Origin of the sequence: Atopobium sp. ICM42b, assembly GCA_000564995.1 — a bacterium.
In the GTDB taxonomy this organism is placed as follows: domain Bacteria; phylum Actinomycetota; class Coriobacteriia; order Coriobacteriales; family Atopobiaceae; genus Lancefieldella.
Genome location: JDFH01000012.1, coordinates 38655 through 60567, shown reverse-complemented (window position 1 = coordinate 60567; position 21913 = coordinate 38655). Strand labels below are relative to the sequence as shown.

Here is a 21913-nt window from a genome sequence, read left to right as displayed (position 1 = left end):
AACACGCTTCTCATGGTATACTATTGTTATCCGAGAGGAGTGGTGTTATGCGAGCTGTTGGCGAGTTTTGCGTTCACCCAGGTCAGGGCGTATGTCTTGTTGAAAATGTAGTTTCGGAGCCTACTCCGGCCTACGTTTTGTCTCCTATTGGGCAAAAACATCCTGTTCAAATTGTATTTCCTCTTGATCAAGAGTTCAGGCTTCGTGATCTTATGACGCACGACGAGGCCATGAATCTTGTTGATACCTATCCTCAAATTGAGCTTATTACGTTCCATATTCATAATGCATCGCTTGAGGAATCTCATTTTAGACACGCTATTAGAGAAGGTTCTTGTAAAGACTCCTTTAGTATTGCTAAAACATTTAGAGCTCGTATTGATAAGGCGCGTTCGCTCAACAAAAAACCACCTGTTTCTCACGAGAGAATTTTTAAGATGGCCAGTAATCGCGGTCTTTACGAGCTTATTACGGCGCTTAATTGCACCGTTGATGAGATTCAAAAGGTGTTTAGCTCACGCTATGGCGTAGAAATTGGAAAGGCGTAGCTTATAATTAACCTATCCGTTCAAGAGATGGGAAATTATGGCTTCAGAAACATCTGCAAATCGCGCTGTTGTCACTGTTTTGGGCAGCGACGCTCCTGGAATTGTTGCAGCAATTTCTTCTACTTTGGCTGAGTCTAACGCAAATATTCTTGATATTGCTCAAACTATTTTATCTGGTATTTTTACCATGACCATGCTTGTTGAGCTGAAGGATGCTGAGTCTTTCTTGAGCCTCAAAGAGCGTCTTGATGCCGTCTCAGAAAAGCTTGGTGTACAAGTAAATATGCAGCGTGAAGAGGTCTTCACGTTTATGTATCGTCCATAAAGAGGTAGTGTTTTGTCAGAGCTTTCAACTGAAGAACTCATTGCTCAAAAGCAGTCTTGGCTCACTCAAGATGTATCAAATCTGAAAGTAGATATTGTCTTCTCCGATATGGATGAGACATTTCTCCATACCGATAAATCTCTTGATGATAACAACATGGCAATGCTGGACCGCCTGGCTGAGCTAGGTATTCCTTTTGTACCTTGTTCCGGACGCGCGTTTAACGTGCTGCCAAAAGAAGTTGTGAACCATCCTGCTTCTAAGTATGTGGTTTCTTGTGACGGTGCCGTTATCAGAGATCTTTCAACTCAGACCGTGCTTCACGAGTCCACAGTGACAAAAGAGCAGGCACTTGAGTTGTATCAAAAGCTTAAGGACTATCCTGTGACTTTTGACATCTTTGCGGACGGAGGTGTCTATCTGGAGCGCTCAAGGCACAATCTTATCTCTCAGCTGGGTATTCCTGCAGATCACGCAGCATTTATGCAGCGTTCTCGCACCCCCTTTGATCAAAGTGTTGAGGAGTTTATTGAAGGCGTTACTACCATTGAGCGTCTTGGTTCCTACTGGTCTGTTTCAGAAGGCGAGAAATACCAGGCACTTGTAGCAGATGCTGTAGCTTCGGTAAAGGGACTCAGCGGCACAGCTTCCATGAGTATGGGAATGGAAATCCTGGCCGACGGCACTTCAAAGGGTGCTGCACTTCAGTGGCTCTGCAATCATCTTGGCATTTCAACGGATAATGCTGCAGCTTTTGGCGATTCGCTTAATGACGTTGCTATGCTTTCCGCCGCAGGAATGGGTACGGCAGTTGCTAACGCTCGTCGTGAAGATTTTGAGGCAGCAACCTATATCACACTCACTAACGATGAGGCGGGTTTCTCGCGATTCCTTACGTGGGCACTGGGGGAGTAAGCACTTGGCGCTGAAGGAGTAGTGTCTCAGAGTTTTGCTTGAGACATATTGTTTAAAGAAAAAGCCGGCAGATACAATCTGTCGGCTTTTGTTATGAGAAGTAAAACTACTACGCGCTAGGTTAGTGATTACTGTCCTGCTGCTCTTCAAAGACATCTTCATCGGCCGCTTCCTCATCAAGCTTAAGAGGACGGAAGCTAGCGGTATCGCCACCAACGTAGTCTGCAACGGTAGCTGCGTTTTCAACGCGCTCCTTGTGCAGTGCCTCTGCAAAGATATCTTCATCTTCCTCAATCTCTGCAATGCGCTCTTTCATAGGAGCCTCAACAAGTGGCATAGAGCCTGTCTGAGCTGCATCGTCAAGCATGATACGGGTAAGCTTCTGCTCACGCTTGACCTTGGAGAACAAAGGAACGTACTCAAAGACAATGTTGGAGTTCTCAAGACCATACCAACGAGCAGGAGATCCGCAGATGCGACGAATAAAGTACTTAAGCTCAAGGCAGCGAGCGTCAAAACCGTTGATGTCAGTCTCTGGAGCTAGTACCTTACGCAGCAGACAGAATCTAAAGTCACCAATCTCGGAGTGCTCCTTGTAAATGGAATACTTGTGATTCTGTGGCGCAAGCTGATTGTTCTTAATCAGGTCACCAACAATCTGATACAGATAGGTGTTAATACGCTGGTTTACCCTAAAGCCAAGACGCAGAGTAATCTTGAACAGGAAGTCTGTACCAAAGTCATTGACGATAAACTCACGGGTATTTGGATCGTCTGTCAGCGAGATGTTAATAAAGTAGTAGGCCTTAGCACGCTTTGGACGCTTATCCAAGATGGAATAGAGGATGTCTCGATCCAGCTTGTCAAAGGATGAATCATTAGTAAGAAAAACCAGGTTATCGGCGAGGGTTGTATAATCTGCATCGTGACTCAAGCTACGGAGCTGGTCAATGTATTTATCTACGGGGAGATAAACGCTCTGCGTCCTCTCAACAGCGGTACCGCGGCGCCAGACAAACATGACAACAAAGATTGCGGTAGCCATAAGAACGGTAAAGTAGCCGCCGTGGAAGAACTTGGTAAGGCTTGAGAAGAAGAACATAGCCTCGATAGCACCAAAGAAAAGAATGAATGGAATGGCCGCCCATAGGCGCTTTCTGATAACGGCCAGGTAGGTGTAGAGCAAGATTGAGGTCATGAGCATGGTAACGGTAATTGCAAGACCGTACGCTGCTTCCATGTGCTCAGAGCTCTGGAAGAGAAGTACAACGCCAATGCAGCCAACCCACATGATGTTGTTTACAAGTGGAATGTAAATCTGGCCCTTAGTTGTGGAAGGGTAGCTAATCTTAATGTGAGGCATAAGATCAAGTTTAATTGCCTCAGAGACAATGGAATAAGAGCCAGTAATCAGTGCCTGAGAGGCAATAATTGCAGCAAGAGCAGAGAGAATAACGGCAAATGGTCTAAGCTGACCAGGAAGCATTTCAAAGAAAGGATTGAGGTCTTTGATAGCGTTGAAGCTCTCGTTGGTGTGGTTAGTGATGATCCATGCGCCTTGTCCAAGGTAGTTCAGAATCAAGCAGACCTTAACAAAAGGCCAGCTTACGTAAATGTTGCTCTTGCCAACGTGACCCATGTCAGAATAAAGTGCCTCTGCACCAGTGGTACAAAGGAAGACACTACCTAAAACCATGAGGCCAGCAGCATTGAGCTTGCCATCAAAGAGGAACAGAATGCCGCGGACTGGGTTAAGTGCTCGAACAATGCTAATGTCAGCAAGCATGTTCATAACACCCATGGCACCCAAGAACAAGAACCAAAGCGTCATGACAGGGCCAAAGGCCTTACCAATGGTAGAAGTACCTGCCTTCTGTAAGGCAAAGAGGGTACAGAGGATGATGATGGTAATCATGACAACAATGTGCTGATTATCACCAATAATAGCATGAGCTGCAGGAATAGTACGCAAACCCTCAATAGCGGTGGTTACTGTAACAGCTGGGGTCAAAATACCGTCAGCAAGAAGAGCTGCGCCACCAATCATGGCAGGAATAATCAGCCATTTGGCGCACTTTTTAACCAAACTGTAGAGCGCAAAGATTCCGCCCTCATTGTGGTTGTCTGCCTTCATTGCAACCATGACGTATTTAACGGTTGTAATGAGTGTCAGCGTCCAGATAATGAGGGACAGAGCACCCAAAACAACATCGGTGCTCATGGTAAGAAGTCCACCATTACCAGCGATAATTGCCTTCATGGTGTACATTGGAGAAGTGCCAATGTCACCGTAGACGATGCCAAGGGTAACAAGTACCATGCCAGCACTTAGAGGAATGCCAGTTGATTTCTTGGCTTTGTTCTTAGAGAAAAGCGCATGAAATGCAGCTTTACTTGTATTCATCTATTAATCCTCTCAACAGATGATTAGTACAGTTCGTCATCATATGTTAGTCCATATACCTAGTTATAACTAGACGAATGTACAAACGTACTTATTTTGTCTGCAAGCGGAAAAATTTACTCATTTTCCCGCGGTTTTCTCGAGATTTTATATGCATGATGGATCTTCTGATTTCTTGAGAAGTCCTCCGGAATAGTTTCACTTGTTATGTCTTCAATGATGACGCCAGCTCGCTGGATTTTCTCGACATCTGGCTTAAAGGTACGCAGGTTACATGAGAAAATGGCAACGCCGCCGCGAGTCAGAAGGCGAGAAATGCCAATGATGAGCTCAGCGTGGTCTCTCTGGACATCAAACGAGCTCTGCCTCATGCGCGATGAGTTGGAGAAGGTAGGGACATCGCAGAAGATGACATTCCAGCGGTTTTTGGTGTGTCGTGTCTCGGTAATCCAAGACAGGACGTCTGCCTGGACAAACTCGTGCTCCTCTCCGTCAAAACCGTTGCGCTTCATGTTGCGTTTGGCCCACTCAAGCGAAGGCTTGGAGAGGTCAACGGTTGTGGAGTGAAGCGCGCCACCATCTGCTGCGTAGCAGGTAGCGGTACCTGTATAGGCAAATAGGTTGAGGAAGCTCTTAGCAGGTCCGGCGCTTTTCATGAGCTCGCGAATCTCTGCGCGCGTATCGCGGTGGTCTAGGAAGATTCCACAGTCCAGTCTGGATGCAAAGTTGACCTCAAAGAGTAGGCCGCCCTCATCGATGAGCAGCATTTCTTTTCTTGAGTTGTCGGCTGCGCTGCCCTCGTCAGAGTACTGAGAGCCACCCTTTGCACGCGTTCTTGTTCGTAGATTTACGTTTGAGCTAGGTATGCCTAGAATGCGAGGAGCCAATGCTAGAACGTCTAGGAGACGGCGCTTTGCAAGGTCTGGATCAATCTCTTTAGATGCAGCGTACTCAGAGATTTGCAACCAAGTAGTTGGCTTTGTGGCACCCTTGTAGATGTCAATGCTGACGGCATAATCGGGCAGGTCAGCGTCGTATACACGGTAGCACGAGACGTCGTTTTTACGAGCCCACTTAGCGCGTTGCTTGGCCACCTTAGCAAGACGTGCGGCAAATTGATCTGATGCAGGAACCAGTACGCTTACTGGCTGGTTGTTAACCATGACAGTGGGACCTGCAGGAACCGAGGTTGACTCAGAGTTGCTTGCTGGTGCAGTGGCATCAGCTTCGCCGCCACCTGCTTCCTCTGCGATTGCAGCAGGGTAGGAGCGCATGGTGGCAATGGAGTTGCCCACGTAGACAGAAAGTGTTTGCGATGGAGTTGCTCTGAGTACCGTATCAGTATTTGTATCGCTGGTAAGAAGCGTGCTTGACTGTCCCGCAAAAAGTCCAAGCGTGGAGTAAGCAGAGCCCTGAAGTGTAGGCTCTTCTTTGGTCCACGAGAGATCGGCAACAATGCCCGTGAAGTGCTCTGCATGTTTTAGCAGCTCAGAAGCTGCCAAGAACTGCACGTCAGCCTTGAGACCGCCTGCACGAAGCGTATAAAGCACAGCCTCCTTGGCCTTTGGGCGAGGGTCCGCTGCATAGAGTGTGACCTGGCGCTCCTGGCCCTTCTCGGCACGTTCATCGGCCTCGGCAAGCAAATCCTGCCAGGCATCGTCGTTGTGGCCAGCCCAACCCGTCATGCCCCAGCGAGCGCGCAAGATGCCCGGCGCCACGTCCAGCGCCATGCCCGCTGCCTCCTGCGCAAGCGCGCCTGCTCCCGGGAACAGCAGCGCCGGCAGTGGCGCGTCTGGCGAGAAACCCGATGCACTCGCAGCAGTTTGCACCTGCAGATACAGAAGGGCAGCGGCGTAATCCAGCCTGAGCGGCGCAAACTCACGTGCCGGCCCTCGACCGCCAGTCAAACTGCGCTTAAAGAGAGCCTCACCAGCAAGGTCAATGCCAACCGTGGCACGGTTGCGTGATACGCGCACGACAATAGTTACGTCAGGCGCAAGCGTGTTGACCATAGGACGGCTTCCGCGCTTTGCTGCAAGTCGGTCTACAATAGCGTCTTTTGTTCTGACAGCAATGAAGTTGGTGTTTCTGAGCTGGTCATTTGTGCCGTGAGCGCTGACTGCAATGGTGGCATGCGGACCAATATGGTCTTCCCAAGCAATGTGGGAGAGGCCTTCGTAGAGAGCGTCTGAAGTTGCAGCGCCAACGCGATCAAGCACCAAAATGACGCGAGACGTGAGACGAGACCATAAACAGACGCGGTAAGCATCGGCAAGTGAGCCGTAAAACGCAACCTGTCCGCCAAGAGGGCGCACCTTTTTAATGCGCAGGCCGTCAAGCTCCTGTGCAAGAAGCTTCTCAAAGCCTTTTGGACACGTTGCAAAGAACTCAAGTTCTTGAGACATCGGGACACCTTTCGCCCGTAGGAATTGAATACATACTGGTGCAACATTTTCCCATGTTTTTCTCGATAAATGGTTGGGGAAAAGAAAATACATCAAGAACCCGTGGGTGCTCGGCCACGCGTGTTTCCCGGAGGCGCCTCTCGGCCTTGCGTGGCTGTGAGCAGCGCGTCTGCAGCCCGCACCACCCTCCACTCACCGAAGAGCGGAAGTTCATACATAATGTCCCAAATCATCTGTTATTTTTCGCTTAAAATACGCATAGTATCTTTTACTAAGAAATAGAGAGCTGTTTGAGGTTTGGGAGTCCTTATGGATGCAAAAGTTATGGAAACATTTGAGTCCTGGCGTGCAAACGTCACCGAAGAAGACCTGGTAAAAGAGCTCGGAGAGCTTGCAAAGCCAGAAGCAGAAGATAAGCTCTACGACGCATTTTATCGTTCGCTTGCTTTTGGTACCGCGGGCCTTCGTGGCACCATTGGTGTTGGCACTAATCGCATGAACGTCTATGTTGTTGCTCAGGCAACCCAGGGTCTTGCGGATTACCTCAACGCTCACTACCAAAATCCTACCGTGGCTCTTGCAAGGGATTCTCGCCTCAAGGGTGAGGATTTCCAGAAGGTTGCAGCTGGTGTTTTAGCAGCTAATGGCATCCGTGTGTACGTCTATCCACGCATTGAGCCTGTCCCAACGCTCTCGTTTGCCGTCCGCTACCTCAAGACTTCCGCAGGTATTGTGCTTACCGCAAGCCACAACCCTGCGCCTTATAACGGCTACAAGGTGTACAACGATAACGGCGGACAGATTACTGACGAGGCTGCAGCAGAGATTTCTGCAAACATCGCGCGCGTTAATCCTTTTGACGTCAAGCCTATGGATTTTGAAGAGGGCCTGGAGAAGGGTCTGATCATTTGGACTCCAGAAGAGGTTCTGGACAACTTTATTGAGGCTATCAAGCGTGTTTCTATTCCAGGATTTAAGGCTGCCGACGGCTACAAGGTTGTGTACACGCCGCTCAACGGTACAGGTATGGAGTGCGTCACGCGCATTCTCAAGGAGATTGGCGTCAATGACGTTGACGTTGTTCCAGAGCAGGCAGAGCCAGATGGAAACTTCCCCACATGCTCCTATCCAAATCCAGAGTTCCGTGAGGCACTTGAGCTGGGCCTCAAGCTTGCCGACAAGGTCAAGCCAAACCTTTTGGTGGCAACCGACCCAGATGCCGACCGTATGGGTACTGCAATCCCTCACAACGGCGATTACGTGCTGCTTTCCGGTAACGAGATGGGTGTCCTGCTTATGGACTGGCTCCTTACCATGGCTGAAGAGCGTGGCGAGAAACCCCAGGATAAGGTAGCCGTTTCTACTATCGTATCCTCTGCTATGCCCGACGTCTTGGCACGTGCTCGCGGCTTTGAGATGCGCCGCGTTCTCACTGGCTTCAAGTACATTGGCGACCAAATTGACCAGCTCAAGGATGCCGGTGAGGAGGATCGCTTCCTCATGGGCTTTGAGGAGTCCTACGGCTATCTTGTTGGCACACATGCTCGCGATAAGGACGCTATTGTCGCTACCATGCTTTGCGTTGAGATGGCTTCTTGGTACGCAGCTCGTAACATGGACCTCTACGAGGCAATGGATGCCCTGTACCAGCGCTATGGCTACTACCTCAATGGCGTTGTCAATGCTGCCTATCCAGGCGCTGAGGGCGCCGCTAAGATGGCTCAGATCATGAGCAGCCTGCGTAAGAATCCACTGGAAACGGTGGGCAACTACAAGGTTGTTGGCGTAACAGACTATGCTGAGTGTGCAGAAATGCCTCGCGTCTCGGGCCTGCAGAAAGAGGCTCCTCAGACGCTGCCAGCATCCAACGTTATTGAGTATAGGCTTGAGGGAGACAACAAGGTCATCTTCCGTCCATCAGGCACCGAGCCTAAGGTCAAGGCCTATCTCTTTGCCAACGGCAAAACTCGCGAAGAGGCTGAGGCTCGCGTTGCAGAGCTCAGCGAGGCCGCTCAGAAGGTGCTTTCATAGTTCGCCTTTACCTCTAAAACGTTTTCCACGCAATTTATTGGCGAGAAACCCGTCCAGCCCAGCATTCACCTTTTGTGGATGCTGGGTTTTTTACTCCGCGGCCTTTACCGTCACGGTATATAGGGTGTTTGCAGCGCTGGCAATAGTTTCTGCCGCCCATGGACGTGCGCTTACCTCAGGGGACAGAGGGTCGTGGACATTTACGGTGCCGTCATCGTTCTTGCTGGTTACCAAAATCCAGTGATCGCCATCAGAGCTCAGCTTATTGCCCTTAACCTCAACAAGCAGGAAGGTTTCGGCATCTAGAAGCGTGGTGATATTGTCGGCAGAAATGTTATAGCTATCAGCGGTAAGACCAAGGTTAGCTAAGTTCTTCTCGAGAAATGATCTGTTCATTCCAGAGTCGGTGTCCGTTGCCTTGGCGGTTTCAACAGCGCCCGCAATATCTGCTGGAGTCCAGTTGTTCTTTCCGGTGAGGCCCATGTATGCCATAGAGAGGGCAGTGGGACCTGAGCCCTTGGTAGCAATTACAGAACCAGCATATGAGACGCCACCCCACCTGGAGTCCCAGGTATAAAGCTGAGGAGCTGTGCCTTTGGTGATTGAATCGTCGTAGGTTTTGGCTTTGCCGTCAGAATCGGGATAGTTTGCAACAAAATCAATAGCCTCAGGGTGGGCAAGTGCCAGCTCAATGAGGCTTTTATCGCTGTATTTATCAGCGTGTTCTGCAATCCAGGCAAGGTTTTTGTTCTGATCTAGCTTGGCTGCCAGGGCTTTAGTCAGCTCCTCTGAAGTTCCCACAGCAACGCGAGAATCAACGGAGTTGACCTCTACCTCTGGAGTAGATTCTTTAGCGCAACCACGCACGCAGCTCGACACAATAAAGACCAGTAAGAGCGCCGCGATGACCGCTAGTCCAATGACAATATAGGTTCTCGTACGAGAATCAATGCGATGTAGTAGAGACTGTCTCTTAAAGAGAATGGCCTGCGAACCAAGGGTATTTCTCTTGCGACGTCTTGCCTGCCTATCAGAAATACCGCCATCACGAGGAGGACGGCCATTTTGTGGAGGACGGCGACGCATTGCAGGATCTCCGTAGGAGCCTTGTCTTCTATCAGGTGAATCATTCAGGGGCATGGTGGCCTCCAAGCCGTAAAAATAGTTTCACTCATGATGAATCATACGGCGAGAAGTGTATAAATACTTTTAGAAAACGGTGAATGCAATATTCCGACCGACGAGCGGGTTATTTGCACCGTTTAGCGGTTTGGCATGCGCATAAGGGTTGATTAAGTATATTCTTTTATTCACTATCATTTGTTTTCAAAGTTAGCGAGTCGTATAAGGAAAGAAGGCGTCGTGAAGCATAGAAATGCTCGACAGGACGTGATTCGTGAGCTTGTTCGCAGCGAGTCCATCCGCACACAGCGCGATCTTGTTGATATGCTCAAAAATCGTGGCTTTGCCTGTACTCAAGCAACCGTTTCTCGTGATACTGCAGAAATGGATTTGCAAAAGCTTCCTGAGGGCGCCTATGTGCTTTCTGAAGATATGCATTTGCAGAAAATGCTCTCTGAGTTTGTGGTTGGGGCTACGGCAGCAGAGAATCTTATTGTGATTCGATGCCATCCGGGCACTGCATCAGCCGTTGCGTTTGCCCTTGACGATGTTGAGCTTGACCACGTTGTTGGCACCGTTGCCGGCGACGATACCGTTTTGATGATTGTGGATAAGACTGAGCACGCTGCAGACGTGGTGCGCATCATTACGCAGCTTGGCAACGTATACAACATCTTCTAAACATAAAGCCTTTGGCGAGAAACCCGTCAAGGCACAAGTCTTACAAAAAAGGAGCCTGCATAGAGCAGACTCCTTTTTGCTGTAGATAAACCAGAGGTTTATGGAGTACCTGTTCCTGTTCCAGTACCTGTTCCAGTGCCCGTTCCTGTTCCGGTGCCCGTACCAGTACCAGTACCAGTACCAGGAGTGGCCGGAGTGGTAGGAGTGGTAGGAGTAGTAGGAGTAGTGGTTGAATCGTCCTCTTCCTCTTCCTCCTCTTCCTCTTCCTCTTCGTCGTCATCTTTCTTTTCTTGCTTGGCATTAGCAGAGCCACCAACAAACTTCCAGTAGCTATCAGGCTTGTAAGCGATAGTTTCAGTAGTTTTAGGGAACTCAGCACGAGCAACACCAGAGAGAGCTGCGTTCATGTAGTACGCCCAAACATACTGAGCAGTAACAAAGGTAGAGGACTCTCCACCGCCGATGATAACAGGGTCACGACTATCTGGATATCCGCACCAAGCTACTGTTGCAAGCTGTGGGGTATAAGCGCAGAACCAAAGGTCTTCAGAGTTATCGGAAGTACCAGTCTTACCAGCAACTGGTTGGTTGAAAGTCTTCAGGTTGTAGGCATAACGACCAGTACCAGAAGTAAGAACGCCACTCAGAACGTTTGTAGCAGCTGCAGCAACAGCTGGACTAATTGCCTGAACTGGGTTGTCTTTGTGCTCGTAGATAACGTTTCCGTTACGGTCTTCGATGCGCGTAATTGCTACAGCATCACGGCGAACACCGCCTGCAGCAAGGGTTGCAAAAGCTGTGCACTGTTCAATAGGGGTTACGCCCTGAGAACCAAGAGTGGTAGACAGGTATGGCTGTAGCTGGGTACGAATGCCCATAGCGTAGCAAGTCTGAAGGATTTTATCGATACCAATAGCTTCAGCAACCTGCGCATAAACAGTGTTGGAAGAATAAACCGTACCTTGACGCAGCGTAATTGCTCCGTAGCTGTAGTTACCAGCGTTTCTGACCAACCATGTTGGCGTAATTTGCATAGGAGAGTTGCCGTTAAGAACAATCTCTGGGTTCATGCCTTCAGAAAGGGCCGCTACCAGCGTATACATCTTAAAGCTGGAGCCCATCTGACGGTTACTACTGGTTGCGATGTTGTACTGGCTCTTAGAGTAATCCTGTCCGCCAACCATTGCCTTAATGTAGCCAGTTTGAGGATCAATAGAAACCAAAGCAGCACCAAGGCGAGGATTGCCAAGCTCAGCGATACGCCTTGTAGCAGCCTCATCAGCGTCTTTCTGAAGGTCAGGATCAAGCGTGGTGTAAACGCGCAATCCACCTTGAAGAATGGTATCGCTATCAAAGTCTTCCTGAAGCAGACTACGAATATAGTCAGTCCAGTAAGGGAACTGGCCAATGTTGTCGGTCAAAGTACCAGGATTAAGCACTAAGTCCTCAGCAACAGCCTCATCGTATTGCTCCTGCGTAATATCACCTGCGCGAAGCATACGCTCAAGAACAGTGTTGCGTCTTTCTCTTGCAGCCTCTGGATTGACGGTTGGGTCATAGGCAGAAGGTGCGTTTGGAAGACCAGCAAGTGTTGCAGCCTCAGCAAGAGTTAAGTCACTTGCATGCTTGTTGAAGTAGATAATACTTGCTGCTTCAATACCGTAAGCACCATTACCGTAGTAAATGGTGTTGAGGTACATATTAAGAATCTGGTCTTTAGTAAACTTCTTCTCCATTTGAATAGAGATGTAAGCCTCGCGGACCTTACGCTTCAAAGAACGCTCAAACTGCTCGTTGGAAAGAACAGTGTTACGAACAAGCTGCTGTGTAATAGTGGAAGCACCTTCGCCGCCACCAAACAGAGAGCCAACAGATGCTCGGACAATACCCCAGGGGTCAATACCACTGTGGGAATAAAAACGCTTGTCCTCAGTATCAATAGTGCCCTGAATAACATAAGGAGAAATCTGATCCAGGGTAACGGAACGGCGCTGCTGCAGATAGAAGTCAGCAATGTCGTTACCCTTGGAGTCATAAACGCGGGTAGGCTCTGCTACCAGGTAGGCATCAGCAGAGTTGTAATCAGGCAGGTCCTCGAGCCATGAAGAAACAGCTGCACCCAAAGAAAGAGCAAGTGCAAGCGCGAGAAGAGCCATAAAGCCAAAGAATCCAGCAACGCCAAAACCTACGGCATGTGTATTTGCGTGTGTACGTGCACGACGGGTTCTAATACCCATTGAGCCTCCTTGTCATAGCTCTCACTATTATAGTCTGATATTTATGTTTCAGTGAATAAAGAGTTACAACTCTGTTGTATTCTGATAGATAACATATTTGATTGATACTATTTGTAGCAGTAACTATATGGTTTAACAGGCTTGCGTTGAGAGGATACAGAGTGCTTTCAGTAGAAGAACAGCTCCGTGTTATTACTTCAGGAACTATGCAAATTGTTCCTTTGGACGGTCTAAAAGAGAAACTCAAGAAGGGCACTCCTCTTAACATCAAGCTTGGCGTAGATCCAACAAGTCCTGATTTGCACCTGGGCCACGCAGTTCCGCTGCGCAAGATGCGTCAGTTCCAGGACCTTGGCCATAATGTCACGTTGATTATTGGTAGTGGCACTGCGCTGATTGGTGACCCTTCTGGTCGAGATTCTACCCGTCCTCCGCTCACTGCAGAGCAGGTAGATGCTAACGCAGAGACCTATGTTAACCAGGCAATGAAGATTTTAGATCCAGAAAGAACTACCGTTGTTCATAACGGTGACTGGATTAAGCCTATGAACCTTGAGACCATGCTTGGTCTTATGAGCAAGTTCACCATTGCCCGTATTCTTGAGCGAGAAGACTTCTCTAATCGTTATTACAACCAACAGCCAATTGCCCTCCATGAGTTTATTTATCCAGTTCTTCAGGCATATGATTCTGTTGTTATCAAGGCAGACGTAGAGATGGGCGGAAACGACCAGATCTTCAACTTGCTTGCCGGCCGTGATCTTATGCGTGATATGGACATGGAGCCGCAGATTGCGCTTACCATGCCTCTACTTGTAGGTACTGATGGTACTAAGAAGATGAGTAAGTCTTATGGAAACTACATTGGACTGACCGATGAGCCAAACGATATGTTTGGCAAGGTCATGTCTATCACTGATGAGATTATTCCAATGTATTACCGTCTTTGCTCTACGCTTTCTATTGATGAGCTTGATGCTATTGATAGGAGCTTTGAGGACGGTACTGCTGATCCTTACCAGCTTAAGCGTGCTCTTGGTAGAAATATTGTTGACCTTTATCACGGTGAGGGAGAAGGTCTTAAGGCTCAGGCAGCTTTTGATGCTCAGTTTAAGAACAATGAGGTCCCTGACGATGTCAAAGAGTTTGCAATTTCCCTAGAAGCGGATGAAGACGGCCTCATTTACCTGCCAAAGATTTTGGTTGAAGTAGAGATTGCTTCAAGTAATGGTGAGGGTCGTCGTCTGATTGATGGCGGTGGTATCAAGATTAATCAGCAACCTCTTCCAGCAAAGACCTATAAGGTTGAACCATCAGTTCTTGAGAAGGCTCTTCTCCAGGCAGGTAAGAAGCGCTGGGCTAAGCTCGTCTAAAACAGAAGCACTAATTAAGGGCGCATACGCATGTGGAAACAATTTGTTCTTGTTCTTATAGTTACAACAGCAATTGTTTTTGTTCCAGGATATCTGGGCGCTCGTTTATCAGGTGGTAAACGAGCACTTTCGCTTGCCGTGGCTGGCCCGTTAAGCGTCGTTTTTTATATTGTTGCGGGCATTGCAATGTATCCTCTTGGTCTCAAGGGGCTTATCCCGCTTTTTGCTCTTACGGCATGTTTTCTCGCCCTTATTGCAGCAACTCGATTTGGCTCAGAGAGACTTTTACACAAAAAGATCTATTCTTCTTTGTCGCTTTCTTTGCCTGGAGTCTGCATTGTTATTTGTCTTGGCGCACTCGCAGCAAGTTATGTGTTTTATCGAGGTCTTGGAAATCCAAATAACTTCTTGCAATATGACGACAACTACACTCATATCTCTTACATCAATAGAATTATTCAAACAGGTGTTTTTTCGACTTTTAGAGCATCTGTTTTTGACGGTTTGCCGCTCTCTACACCACAGCCTTTCTCGGGCTCTTGGTATTATCCTTTGGCATTTCACAACTTTGCCTCAGTAGTTACATTACTTACACACTGTTCAATTGGAATGGCAGAAAATGCCGTTAATGTGGTGTGGACCGGCTTAGTGTACCCATTAGGACTTTTTGCGCTTGTTTCAAAGATTTTTGGAAAGAAAATCCAGGCGGCAGTACTTGCACCCTTTGCAGCATTTGCCAATATGGCATTTCCTGTCCGCATGCTCACAGTCCATGGCCCGTTTCCAAATATGCTTTCCTTCTGCTGTGTTCCTATAGCAGTGTATTTGTTTGTGCAACTCCTTGATTCGATTGCGCAATCGTCTTCTCATAAACATGGCGAGAAACCCCAGAAGGCTTCAGATATCTTCATGCTCATTTCGGTACTTTTGGGAATTGTTTTTTGCCATCCAAATGGTGCATTTTTCTGGGCAATTATGGTGTTCCCTTACGTGTTAGTTTCATTTATCCCACGCATGGTGACCAATAAATACGCAGATAAAAAGAATAAAGTTGCTATCTTAGTTGCTTTTGAGACGCTCTGTATTGTCCTTTGTATTGGTATGTGGACCATTGTTTTGAATAGCAGCTTTATGAAATCTGTTGTGCATTTTCTTTGGGGTTGGGATATAAACCCACTTGACTCAATTATGCATATTGCCACTCAGTCGTTCATCATGAATGTCCCAGAAGCAGTTTGTACGGTGCTTTTCTGGGTTGGCTTTATCCACGCTCTTCTCGTTAAAAAATCTCGTTGGTATGCTTGCAGCCTGCTCTTTGTTTCTATTTTCTTTGTTGTGGGACTTATGGGTAACGTAGATGTAAAGCGTTTTCTTATTGGCTTTTGGTACACAGACCCAGAGCGTATTGCTGCCATCATGTGTATCACCTCTACGCCATTAGTTTTACAAGGTGGTATTGATATTGTTTCTGCTGTTTTAGTTGTGCTTCAAAAAGTAAAACATGCAGTAAGACCTGCTCAGTTCACTACAAGCGATAAGCCACGTTTGTCGCGTAGTCGAATTTCTCTTCTTAAGAGTGCGTTTGCAGTTTTACTTTCTATTCCTGTCGTATATGCACTGTGGACCCCAGTTGATCCTTTGCAGTTTCAGACACATGAGCCAAGTCGTTTTCAGATGAGTCTACATTGGATGAGCGAGTCATATATTCCACAAGACTGGAAGACTTATTCCGCTTCTGAACAGGCGTTTGTTCAAAGAGTAAAAGAAATTGTTGGGGACTCAGTTGTACTCAATAATCCATTTGATGGATCATCTCTTGCTTATGCGATAGATGGTTTAAACGTGTACTACAAGTTTAAATACAATGATAATGAGTCACCTGAAAGCAGGTTGATTAGAGAAAAGCTAAATCGCGTGTTTTATGAAAAATCGGTTCAAGATGCCGTTCGTTCTGTTGGCGCGCAGTATTTTATTCGTTTGAATATGTATCCAGATGATCAGTACCCAACTATGCCTAAAGAAGAAGGAGTATGGTCTGGTCTCAATATTGATAATGGTGCTCCAGGATTTGAGTTGGTACTTGAAGAAGGACCGTATAAACTTTATAGAATCACAGCGATTGATGGGGAGTAATTTTGAAAGGCATTATTCTTGCAGGAGGTAGCGGTACCAGGCTTTATCCCCTGACAACCGTTACATCTAAACAGCTTCTGCCTGTGTATGACAAGCCAATGATTTACTATCCTCTATCTACGCTTATGCTGGCGGGGATTAGAGACATTCTTGTTATCTCTACTCCTCGTGACCTTCCAAATTTTGAAAAGCTTTTGGGTGACGGTTCTGATTTTGGCATCTCTATCAGCTATGCTGAACAGCCTTCACCTGATGGATTGGCTCAGGCATTTGTTATTGGTAAAGAGTTTATTGGTGATGACGCTGCAGCTCTGATTCTTGGAGACAATATCTTCTTTGGAAATGGTCTTTCAGGACTTGTCAGAAAAGCTGCCCAACAGGCACAAACGTCTGGTCGTGCTACCGTTTTTGGTTACCACGTGGATGATCCAGAGCGTTTTGGTGTTGTTGAATTTGATAAGAATTACAACGCCATTTCAATTGAAGAGAAGCCAACCCATCCAAAATCTAACTATGCCGTAACCGGTCTCTATTTCTATGATCAGCGTGTTACTGAGCTGGTAAAGCAAGTTCAGCCAAGTGCTCGTGGCGAGTACGAGATTACTGATCTTAACCGTCTGTATCTTGAGGATGGCACGCTTGACGTTGTCACACTTGGCCGCGGTTTTGCATGGCTTGATACGGGAACTATGGAGTCTCTCTTTGAGGCATCAACCTTTGTCCGTACCGTTGAAACAGCTCAGGGTCTGCCGGTAAGCGTTCCAGAAGAGATTGCTTTTGAGAATGGCTGGATTGATAGCTCAAAACTCATTGAATGTGCAGAACGCTACGGCAAATCTACGTATGGCGAGCACCTCAAGAGTGTTGCAGAAGGACGTATCCTTCCTTCTGGAAAGGGAGAGTAGTATGCACGTTCTTATTACCGGTGCGCATGGCCAGTTAGGCAACGAGCTCAAATGTCTTTTTGAGTCCGGTGTCTCTGAGATTGGCCCAATTCCAGAGGTTTTTGTTGAACCAGATGTTGATTATACTGACGCAGACGAGCTTGACATCACTAGCGCTGAGGCAGTTAATACATGGTTTGACCAGCATGAACGCTATGACGTTGTTATTAACTGTGCTGCCGCAACAAATGTAGATGGTTGCGAGAGCAATTTTGAGATGGCGTTTGCGGTAAATGCGCTTGGTCCTATGAATCTTGCACGAGCTTGCGACTCTACGCAAACAAAGTTTGTTCAGGTATCCACTGATTATGTCTTTAGCGGTAAGGAAAGCTCTCCTCGCACGGAACAAGATGCTCCTTGTCCTGTTTCTGCTTATGGTCGATCCAAATTAGCAGGAGAGGGACTTGCGCTGGCCGCAAATGCTCAAACGTTTGTGATTAGAACCGCATGGCTTTATGGTTATGTTGGCAAGAACTTTGTGGCAACCATGCGCACCCTTGGTGCAAAGTATTCAGAGATTAGTGTTGTTGATGATCAAGTAGGTAATCCTACCAGCGCAAATGATTTGGCACATACAATCTTGTGCATTGCGGCTACTGAGAACTATGGCATCTACCACGCAACCAACGAGGGAACATGCTCATGGGCTGATTTTGCCGAAGCTATTATGGCTGGCAGTAATCTTGATTGTAAGGTTGCTAGAGTAACTTCTGCTCAGTGGAAAGAGATGCACCCAGAAAGCGCTTCTCGCCCCGCATATTCATCTTTGGTAAATGGGCATCTTGAGAGTACCATTGGAAATTGTATGAGGCCTTGGCAAGAGGCTCTTGCGACATATCTTTCTAAGGTAGAAAGAGGTTAGTGTGAAGACCTATTTAGTAACAGGTGGAGCTGGATTTATTGGTTCAAACTTCATCCACTACATGCTTAGAAGAAATCAGGACATTCATATTTTGAACGTGGACGCCCTGACCTATGCTGGCAACCTTGAGAATCTTTCGGAATATGATCAAGACCCTCGCTACACCTTTGCTCACGTAGACATTAGGGATAAAGAGGCTCTTACGCAGCTGTTTGAGACCTATCATCCTGATTACGTTATTAACTTTGCAGCAGAGAGTCATGTAGATCGCTCTATTGAAGATCCGGGTGCCTTTGCTGACACTAACGTTATGGGTACTGTTGCGCTCCTGAGCGTTGCAGAGTCTTTCTGGAATGATGGCCAGGGCTCCTACGGAGACCATAAGTATTTGCAGGTTTCTACCGATGAGGTCTATGGCTCACTTCCACTTGATGATCCAGAGGCATTTTTCCGTGAGACCACACCTTTGAGTCCACATAGCCCCTACTCTGCATCTAAGGCTTCTGCTGATATGTTTGTAAAGGCCTGGCATGATACGTATGGATTCCCGGCGGTAATTACACGCTGTTCCAACAACTATGGTCCTTATCAGTTCCCCGAGAAGCTCATTCCTCTGATGATTGAGAATTGCCTGGAGCACAAGGCACTCCCAGTTTATGGTGACGGACTCAATGTTCGTGACTGGCTTTACGTTGATGACCACTGCAAGGCAATTGCTATGGTTCTTGAGGGCGGCACGCTGGGCGAGGTTTATAACGTTGGCGGTCACAACGAGCGCAACAACCTCTACATTGTTAAGCGCATCATTAGTGAAGTTGCAAGAATCACCGGTGATACTCAGATTACTGAGGATTTGATTTCTTACGTTACTGATCGTAAGGGTCATGACCGCCGTTACGGTATTGCGCCAGATAAGATTAAAGAAGAGCTTGGCTGGTATCCAGAGACTCCATTTGAAGAGGGAATTGTTGCCACTATTAACTGGTATCTGGAGAACCGCAAGTGGGTTAAGAATGTAGTTTCTGGTGATTATCAGGACTATTACAAAAAAATGTATGAAGGTCGATAATGCGCACATACGATACAGAGACGCTCAAACATCTTCAGCAAGTTGAGCTGATGATTTTAAAGGACTTCGTTGATACCTGTGAGGCCAATAATATCCGTTATTTTGGCTTTGGAGGCACTGCCATTGGCGCTCTTCGTCACAAGGGATTTATTCCTTGGGATGATGATATCGATGTCTGCCTTCCTGCAGAAGACTTCAACAAGCTTCTGGATATCTATGATAAAGAGTGGTCAGAAAAGTATTCAATCATGAATACCGAGAGGGACATCAACTATCCATTCCCAACCACGCGCATTATGCTCAAAGGTACGCAATTCTGCGAAGAGGCACTTGCTCCACTTCCGCTTGATCTTGGTATATTCCTAGATGTCTACTGCTTTGATAACGTTTCAGATGACGAGAAAGAATACCAGAAGCAGGCATTTGACGCGTGGTTCTGGTCACATATGCGCATTTTAGTTGACGTTCCTCGTCCTGTTATTTTGGCCGACGGCATCAAAGGAAAGCTCTTAAAAGCAGCAGTTACTATGGGTAGAGGAGTTTGCAAACTTCTACATCTCTCTACTCAGAAAATGTATGAGCGTGAGCAGGAAGCCCGTAACCGCTTTGCTCACGTTAAGACAAAAAGAATTGCTTATCTTCACGATACTGATAGGTTTGTAAACACCTATCCAGTTGATGAAGTTTTTCCTGTTGAAAAGCTTGATTTTGACGGAATTCAAGTAGCGTTCCCTAACCAAAATGATAAATTCCTTAGGATGCTTTACGGCGATTACATGCAGATGCCTCCAGTTGAGAAGCGTAAAAACCACTATCCAGCGCGTTTGGATTTTGGTCCTTACTAGGGTCTTCTCGCCTGTAAAGCAATACATAAAAGGTAAAACGGCATCTCAGGTGCCGTTTTTTGTTAGATTGGCAGTCTTTGACAATCCTCTGAAGGTAATATGTTCAAAATATGTTCATACTTGTATAAATTTGAACATAGGAGTATTATGACTGAAGTTAATTGGTATGGAAGTTTATTTCGCAGTTAATTGGTCTTCATTTGGAGGAACCGTGGCACTAACAAATAACGTGTTTTCTGTATTAAAAACTATTGCTCTTTCTGACGAGAAGCTCAATCAGAGACAGCTTGCAGAAAAAACTGAGCTTTCTTTGGGATCAGTTAATTCAGCAGTAAAAACGCTTGAGGACCAGGGTCTTATTGAAGAGGGACTCATTACACCAAAGGGTCTTGAAGCTCTGAAACCTTATGAGGTTAAGAATGCCATTATTATGGCAGCTGGTCTGTCTTCTCGCTTTGCACCTATTTCATATGAGAAGCCAAAGGGTGTCCTGAAGGTTCGTGGAGAAGTTCTGATCGAGCGCCAGATTCATCAGTTGCTTGAAGCTGGTATTACTGACATCACCGTTGTTGTGGGTTATAAGAAGGAGTACTTCTTCTATCTGGAGGAGAAGTATGGCGTCAAGATTGTTGTTAACCCAGATTATGCAACAAGAAATAACAACTCTACGCTTTGGTATGTGAAAGATCAGCTTGATAATACGTATATCTGCTCGTCAGATGACTACTTTACTCAGAATCCATTTGAACACTATGTCTATGAGGCTTATTACTCAGCAACGTATGTTGCAGGAGAAACTGATGAGTGGTGCCTTAAAGAGGGACGTGGTGGACGTATTACTGGCGTAGAAATTGGCGGTTCAAATTCTTGGATTATGCTTGGTCACGTCTATTTTGACAGGCAATTCTCAAAGAAGTTTGTAGATATTCTTGAGGCTGTCTACGACAAGCCAGAAACCGTTGATATGCTCTGGGAAGAGATTTACGTCCGTCATATCAAAGAGCTTTCCATGACCATTAGAAAGTATCCTGACGGTGTTATTTACGAGTTTGATTCCCTTGATGAGCTTCGTCAGTTTGACCCAGCATTTATTGAGAACATCGACTCAGAGATTTTTGACAACATTGTCTCGGTTCTTCATTGCCAGAAGAAGGATATCCACGGTTTCTATCCTCTAAAACAGGGACTTACCAATTTATCTGCTCACTTTATTGTGGGATATGGTGATGATGCTCAGGAGTATGTCTACAGGCATCCAGGTGTTGGTACCGAGAAACTCGTTGATCGTGCAGCTGAAGAGGCTGGTCTTCGACTTGCTCGTGAGCTGGGCCTAGACAACACCTTTATTTACGAGGACCAAAAAGAAGGTTGGAAGATTTCCAAGTTTGTGAAAAACGCTCAGAATCTTGATCCTCATAACCCTGAGCAGCTCAAGCGCGCAATGGAGATGGGTTATAAACTGCATCATAGCGGCGCGTCACTTGATCGTTCTTTTGACTTTGTCAACGAGGGTCTTAATTACGAGAAACTCCTGCTTGAAGAGGGTCCTATTGAGATTCCTGGCTACTACGAGCTTCGCGAGAAGGTCCTGCGCTTGAAGAAGTTTGCAGACGCAGATCAGTATCCAATTGTTATTTCACACAATGATTTCTTCTATCTGAATTTCTTGATTGATGAGGCCGGTACCTACAGCCTTATTGACTGGGAATATGCAGGCATGTCAGATGAGGCAAATGACTTTGGTACTTTTACGGTTTGCTGCGAGCTTACTGACGATGAGGCTAATGCTGCTATTGATTACTACTTTGGAAAAGAGGCAACTTTTGAGCAACGCAGACACTTCTGGAGCTATGTAGTCTTTGCCGGTTGGTGCTGGTATCTCTGGTCTCTGGTTAAGGAAGCAGAGGGCGAGAACGTAGGCGAGTGGTTCTTCATTTACTATCGCTATGCTGCAAACAATATTGATCGTGTTCTTTCTTGGTACGAAGACGCTCAGAACTAAGGGCAAAAGGAGAAACT

Annotated in this window: 15 protein-coding genes and 1 pseudogene; 12 read left to right on the top strand and 4 right to left on the bottom strand. The window is 46.8% G+C overall.

All coding sequences use genetic code 11. The annotated features are described in order from the left end of the window. Positions 1-47: 47 nt before the first annotated feature. The 3 genes from HMPREF1493_RS03525 to HMPREF1493_RS03515 are packed head-to-tail and all read left to right on the top strand — an operon-like array spanning position 48 to position 1788. Positions 48-548 carry a CarD family transcriptional regulator gene (locus tag HMPREF1493_RS03525; protein WP_035427867.1) on the top strand — a complete coding sequence of 167 codons (501 nt, stop codon included), beginning with the start codon at positions 48-50 and terminating at the stop codon, positions 546-548. 37 nt (positions 549-585) lie between these two features. Further along, positions 586-873: an ACT domain-containing protein gene (locus HMPREF1493_RS03520; protein ID WP_035427865.1), complete on the top strand. Its 288-nt coding sequence runs from the start codon at positions 586-588 to the stop codon at positions 871-873. A gap of 12 nt (positions 874-885) precedes the next feature. Further along, complete coding sequence (locus HMPREF1493_RS03515) at positions 886-1788, top strand: HAD family hydrolase (RefSeq protein ID WP_051485252.1); 903 nt, start codon at positions 886-888, stop codon at positions 1786-1788. A 121-nt stretch (positions 1789-1909) separates the two neighbouring features. On the opposite strand, the gene HMPREF1493_RS03510 is transcribed toward HMPREF1493_RS03515, so the two are convergent. Together HMPREF1493_RS03510 and rlmKL are read right to left on the bottom strand one after the other, a co-directional pair. After that, positions 1910-4192, bottom strand: coding sequence for a KUP/HAK/KT family potassium transporter (locus HMPREF1493_RS03510; protein ID WP_035427863.1), 2283 nt, complete (start codon positions 4190-4192; stop codon positions 1910-1912). Positions 4193-4308: 116 nt separating this feature from the next. Next, positions 4309-6597, bottom strand: a complete 2289-nt coding sequence (gene rlmKL / locus HMPREF1493_RS03505) for a bifunctional 23S rRNA (guanine(2069)-N(7))-methyltransferase RlmK/23S rRNA (guanine(2445)-N(2))-methyltransferase RlmL (RefSeq protein ID WP_035427862.1) — start codon at positions 6595-6597, stop codon at positions 4309-4311. 309 nt (positions 6598-6906) lie between these two features. Between rlmKL and HMPREF1493_RS03500 the strand changes: the two genes are divergently transcribed. Further along, on the top strand, positions 6907-8628 hold the full coding sequence (locus HMPREF1493_RS03500; RefSeq protein WP_035427861.1) for a phospho-sugar mutase: 1722 nt from the start codon (positions 6907-6909) through the stop codon (positions 8626-8628). A 90-nt stretch (positions 8629-8718) separates the two neighbouring features. On the opposite strand, the gene HMPREF1493_RS03495 is transcribed toward HMPREF1493_RS03500, so the two are convergent. Next, positions 8719-9768 carry a papain-like cysteine protease family protein gene (locus HMPREF1493_RS03495; RefSeq protein WP_035427859.1) on the bottom strand — a complete coding sequence of 350 codons (1050 nt, stop codon included), beginning with the start codon at positions 9766-9768 and terminating at the stop codon, positions 8719-8721. A 222-nt stretch (positions 9769-9990) separates the two neighbouring features. Here HMPREF1493_RS03495 and HMPREF1493_RS03490 point away from each other — a divergent pair, with 222 nt between their 5' ends. Beyond that, positions 9991-10431, top strand: coding sequence for an arginine repressor (locus tag HMPREF1493_RS03490; RefSeq protein ID WP_084058314.1), 441 nt, complete (start codon positions 9991-9993; stop codon positions 10429-10431). A gap of 98 nt (positions 10432-10529) precedes the next feature. Here the strand turns inward: HMPREF1493_RS03490 and HMPREF1493_RS03485 are convergent, their stop codons facing one another. Next, positions 10530-12668 (bottom strand): transglycosylase domain-containing protein, encoded by a 2139-nt coding sequence (locus HMPREF1493_RS03485; protein WP_035427858.1) that lies wholly within the window; start codon positions 12666-12668, stop codon positions 10530-10532. Positions 12669-12829: 161 nt separating this feature from the next. Between HMPREF1493_RS03485 and tyrS the strand changes: the two genes are divergently transcribed. The 7 genes and pseudogenes from tyrS (at position 12830) to HMPREF1493_RS03450 (ending at position 21896) form a co-directional block, all read left to right on the top strand. Continuing rightward, a complete protein-coding gene (gene tyrS, locus HMPREF1493_RS03480) occupies positions 12830-14041 on the top strand; it encodes a tyrosine--tRNA ligase (RefSeq protein WP_035427857.1) in 1212 nt (403 codons plus the stop codon). Positions 14042-14071: 30 nt separating this feature from the next. Then, entirely contained in the window at positions 14072-16174 is a 2103-nt protein-coding gene (locus tag HMPREF1493_RS03475) for a DUF6541 family protein (RefSeq protein WP_035427855.1), read from the top strand. Between the two features lie 2 nt (positions 16175-16176). Further along, positions 16177-17079, top strand: coding sequence for a glucose-1-phosphate thymidylyltransferase RfbA (rfbA, locus tag HMPREF1493_RS03470; protein WP_035427854.1), 903 nt, complete (start codon positions 16177-16179; stop codon positions 17077-17079). A 61-nt stretch (positions 17080-17140) separates the two neighbouring features. After that, a pseudogene (gene rfbD, locus HMPREF1493_RS03465) lies at positions 17141-17980 on the top strand (dTDP-4-dehydrorhamnose reductase); the annotation flags it as partial. 1 nt (position 17981) lies between these two features. Beyond that, entirely contained in the window at positions 17982-19049 is a 1068-nt protein-coding gene (gene rfbB, locus HMPREF1493_RS03460) for a dTDP-glucose 4,6-dehydratase (protein WP_035427851.1), read from the top strand. After that, a complete protein-coding gene (locus HMPREF1493_RS03455) occupies positions 19049-19894 on the top strand; it encodes a LicD family protein (protein WP_035427850.1) in 846 nt (281 codons plus the stop codon). Before rfbB ends, HMPREF1493_RS03455 begins: the two co-directional genes overlap by 1 nt. A 211-nt stretch (positions 19895-20105) precedes the next feature. After that, entirely contained in the window at positions 20106-21896 is a 1791-nt protein-coding gene (locus HMPREF1493_RS03450) for an NTP transferase domain-containing protein (protein ID WP_035427945.1), read from the top strand. Positions 21897-21913: the final 17 nt, after the last annotated feature.

Coding starts and splice junctions, on each gene's coding strand:
- HMPREF1493_RS03525 (WP_035427867.1), top strand. CDS start 48: ATGCGAGCTGTTGGCGAGTTTTGCGTTCACCCAGGTCAGGGCGTATGT.
- HMPREF1493_RS03520 (WP_035427865.1), top strand. CDS start 586: ATGGCTTCAGAAACATCTGCAAATCGCGCTGTTGTCACTGTTTTGGGC.
- HMPREF1493_RS03510 (WP_035427863.1), bottom strand. CDS start 4,192: ATGAATACAAGTAAAGCTGCATTTCATGCGCTTTTCTCTAAGAACAAA.
- rlmKL (WP_035427862.1), bottom strand. CDS start 6,597: ATGTCTCAAGAACTTGAGTTCTTTGCAACGTGTCCAAAAGGCTTTGAG.
- HMPREF1493_RS03500 (WP_035427861.1), top strand. CDS start 6,907: ATGGATGCAAAAGTTATGGAAACATTTGAGTCCTGGCGTGCAAACGTC.
- HMPREF1493_RS03495 (WP_035427859.1), bottom strand. CDS start 9,768: ATGCCCCTGAATGATTCACCTGATAGAAGACAAGGCTCCTACGGAGAT.
- HMPREF1493_RS03485 (WP_035427858.1), bottom strand. CDS start 12,668: ATGGGTATTAGAACCCGTCGTGCACGTACACACGCAAATACACATGCC.
- HMPREF1493_RS03475 (WP_035427855.1), top strand. CDS start 14,072: ATGTGGAAACAATTTGTTCTTGTTCTTATAGTTACAACAGCAATTGTT.
- HMPREF1493_RS03455 (WP_035427850.1), top strand. CDS start 19,049: ATGCGCACATACGATACAGAGACGCTCAAACATCTTCAGCAAGTTGAG.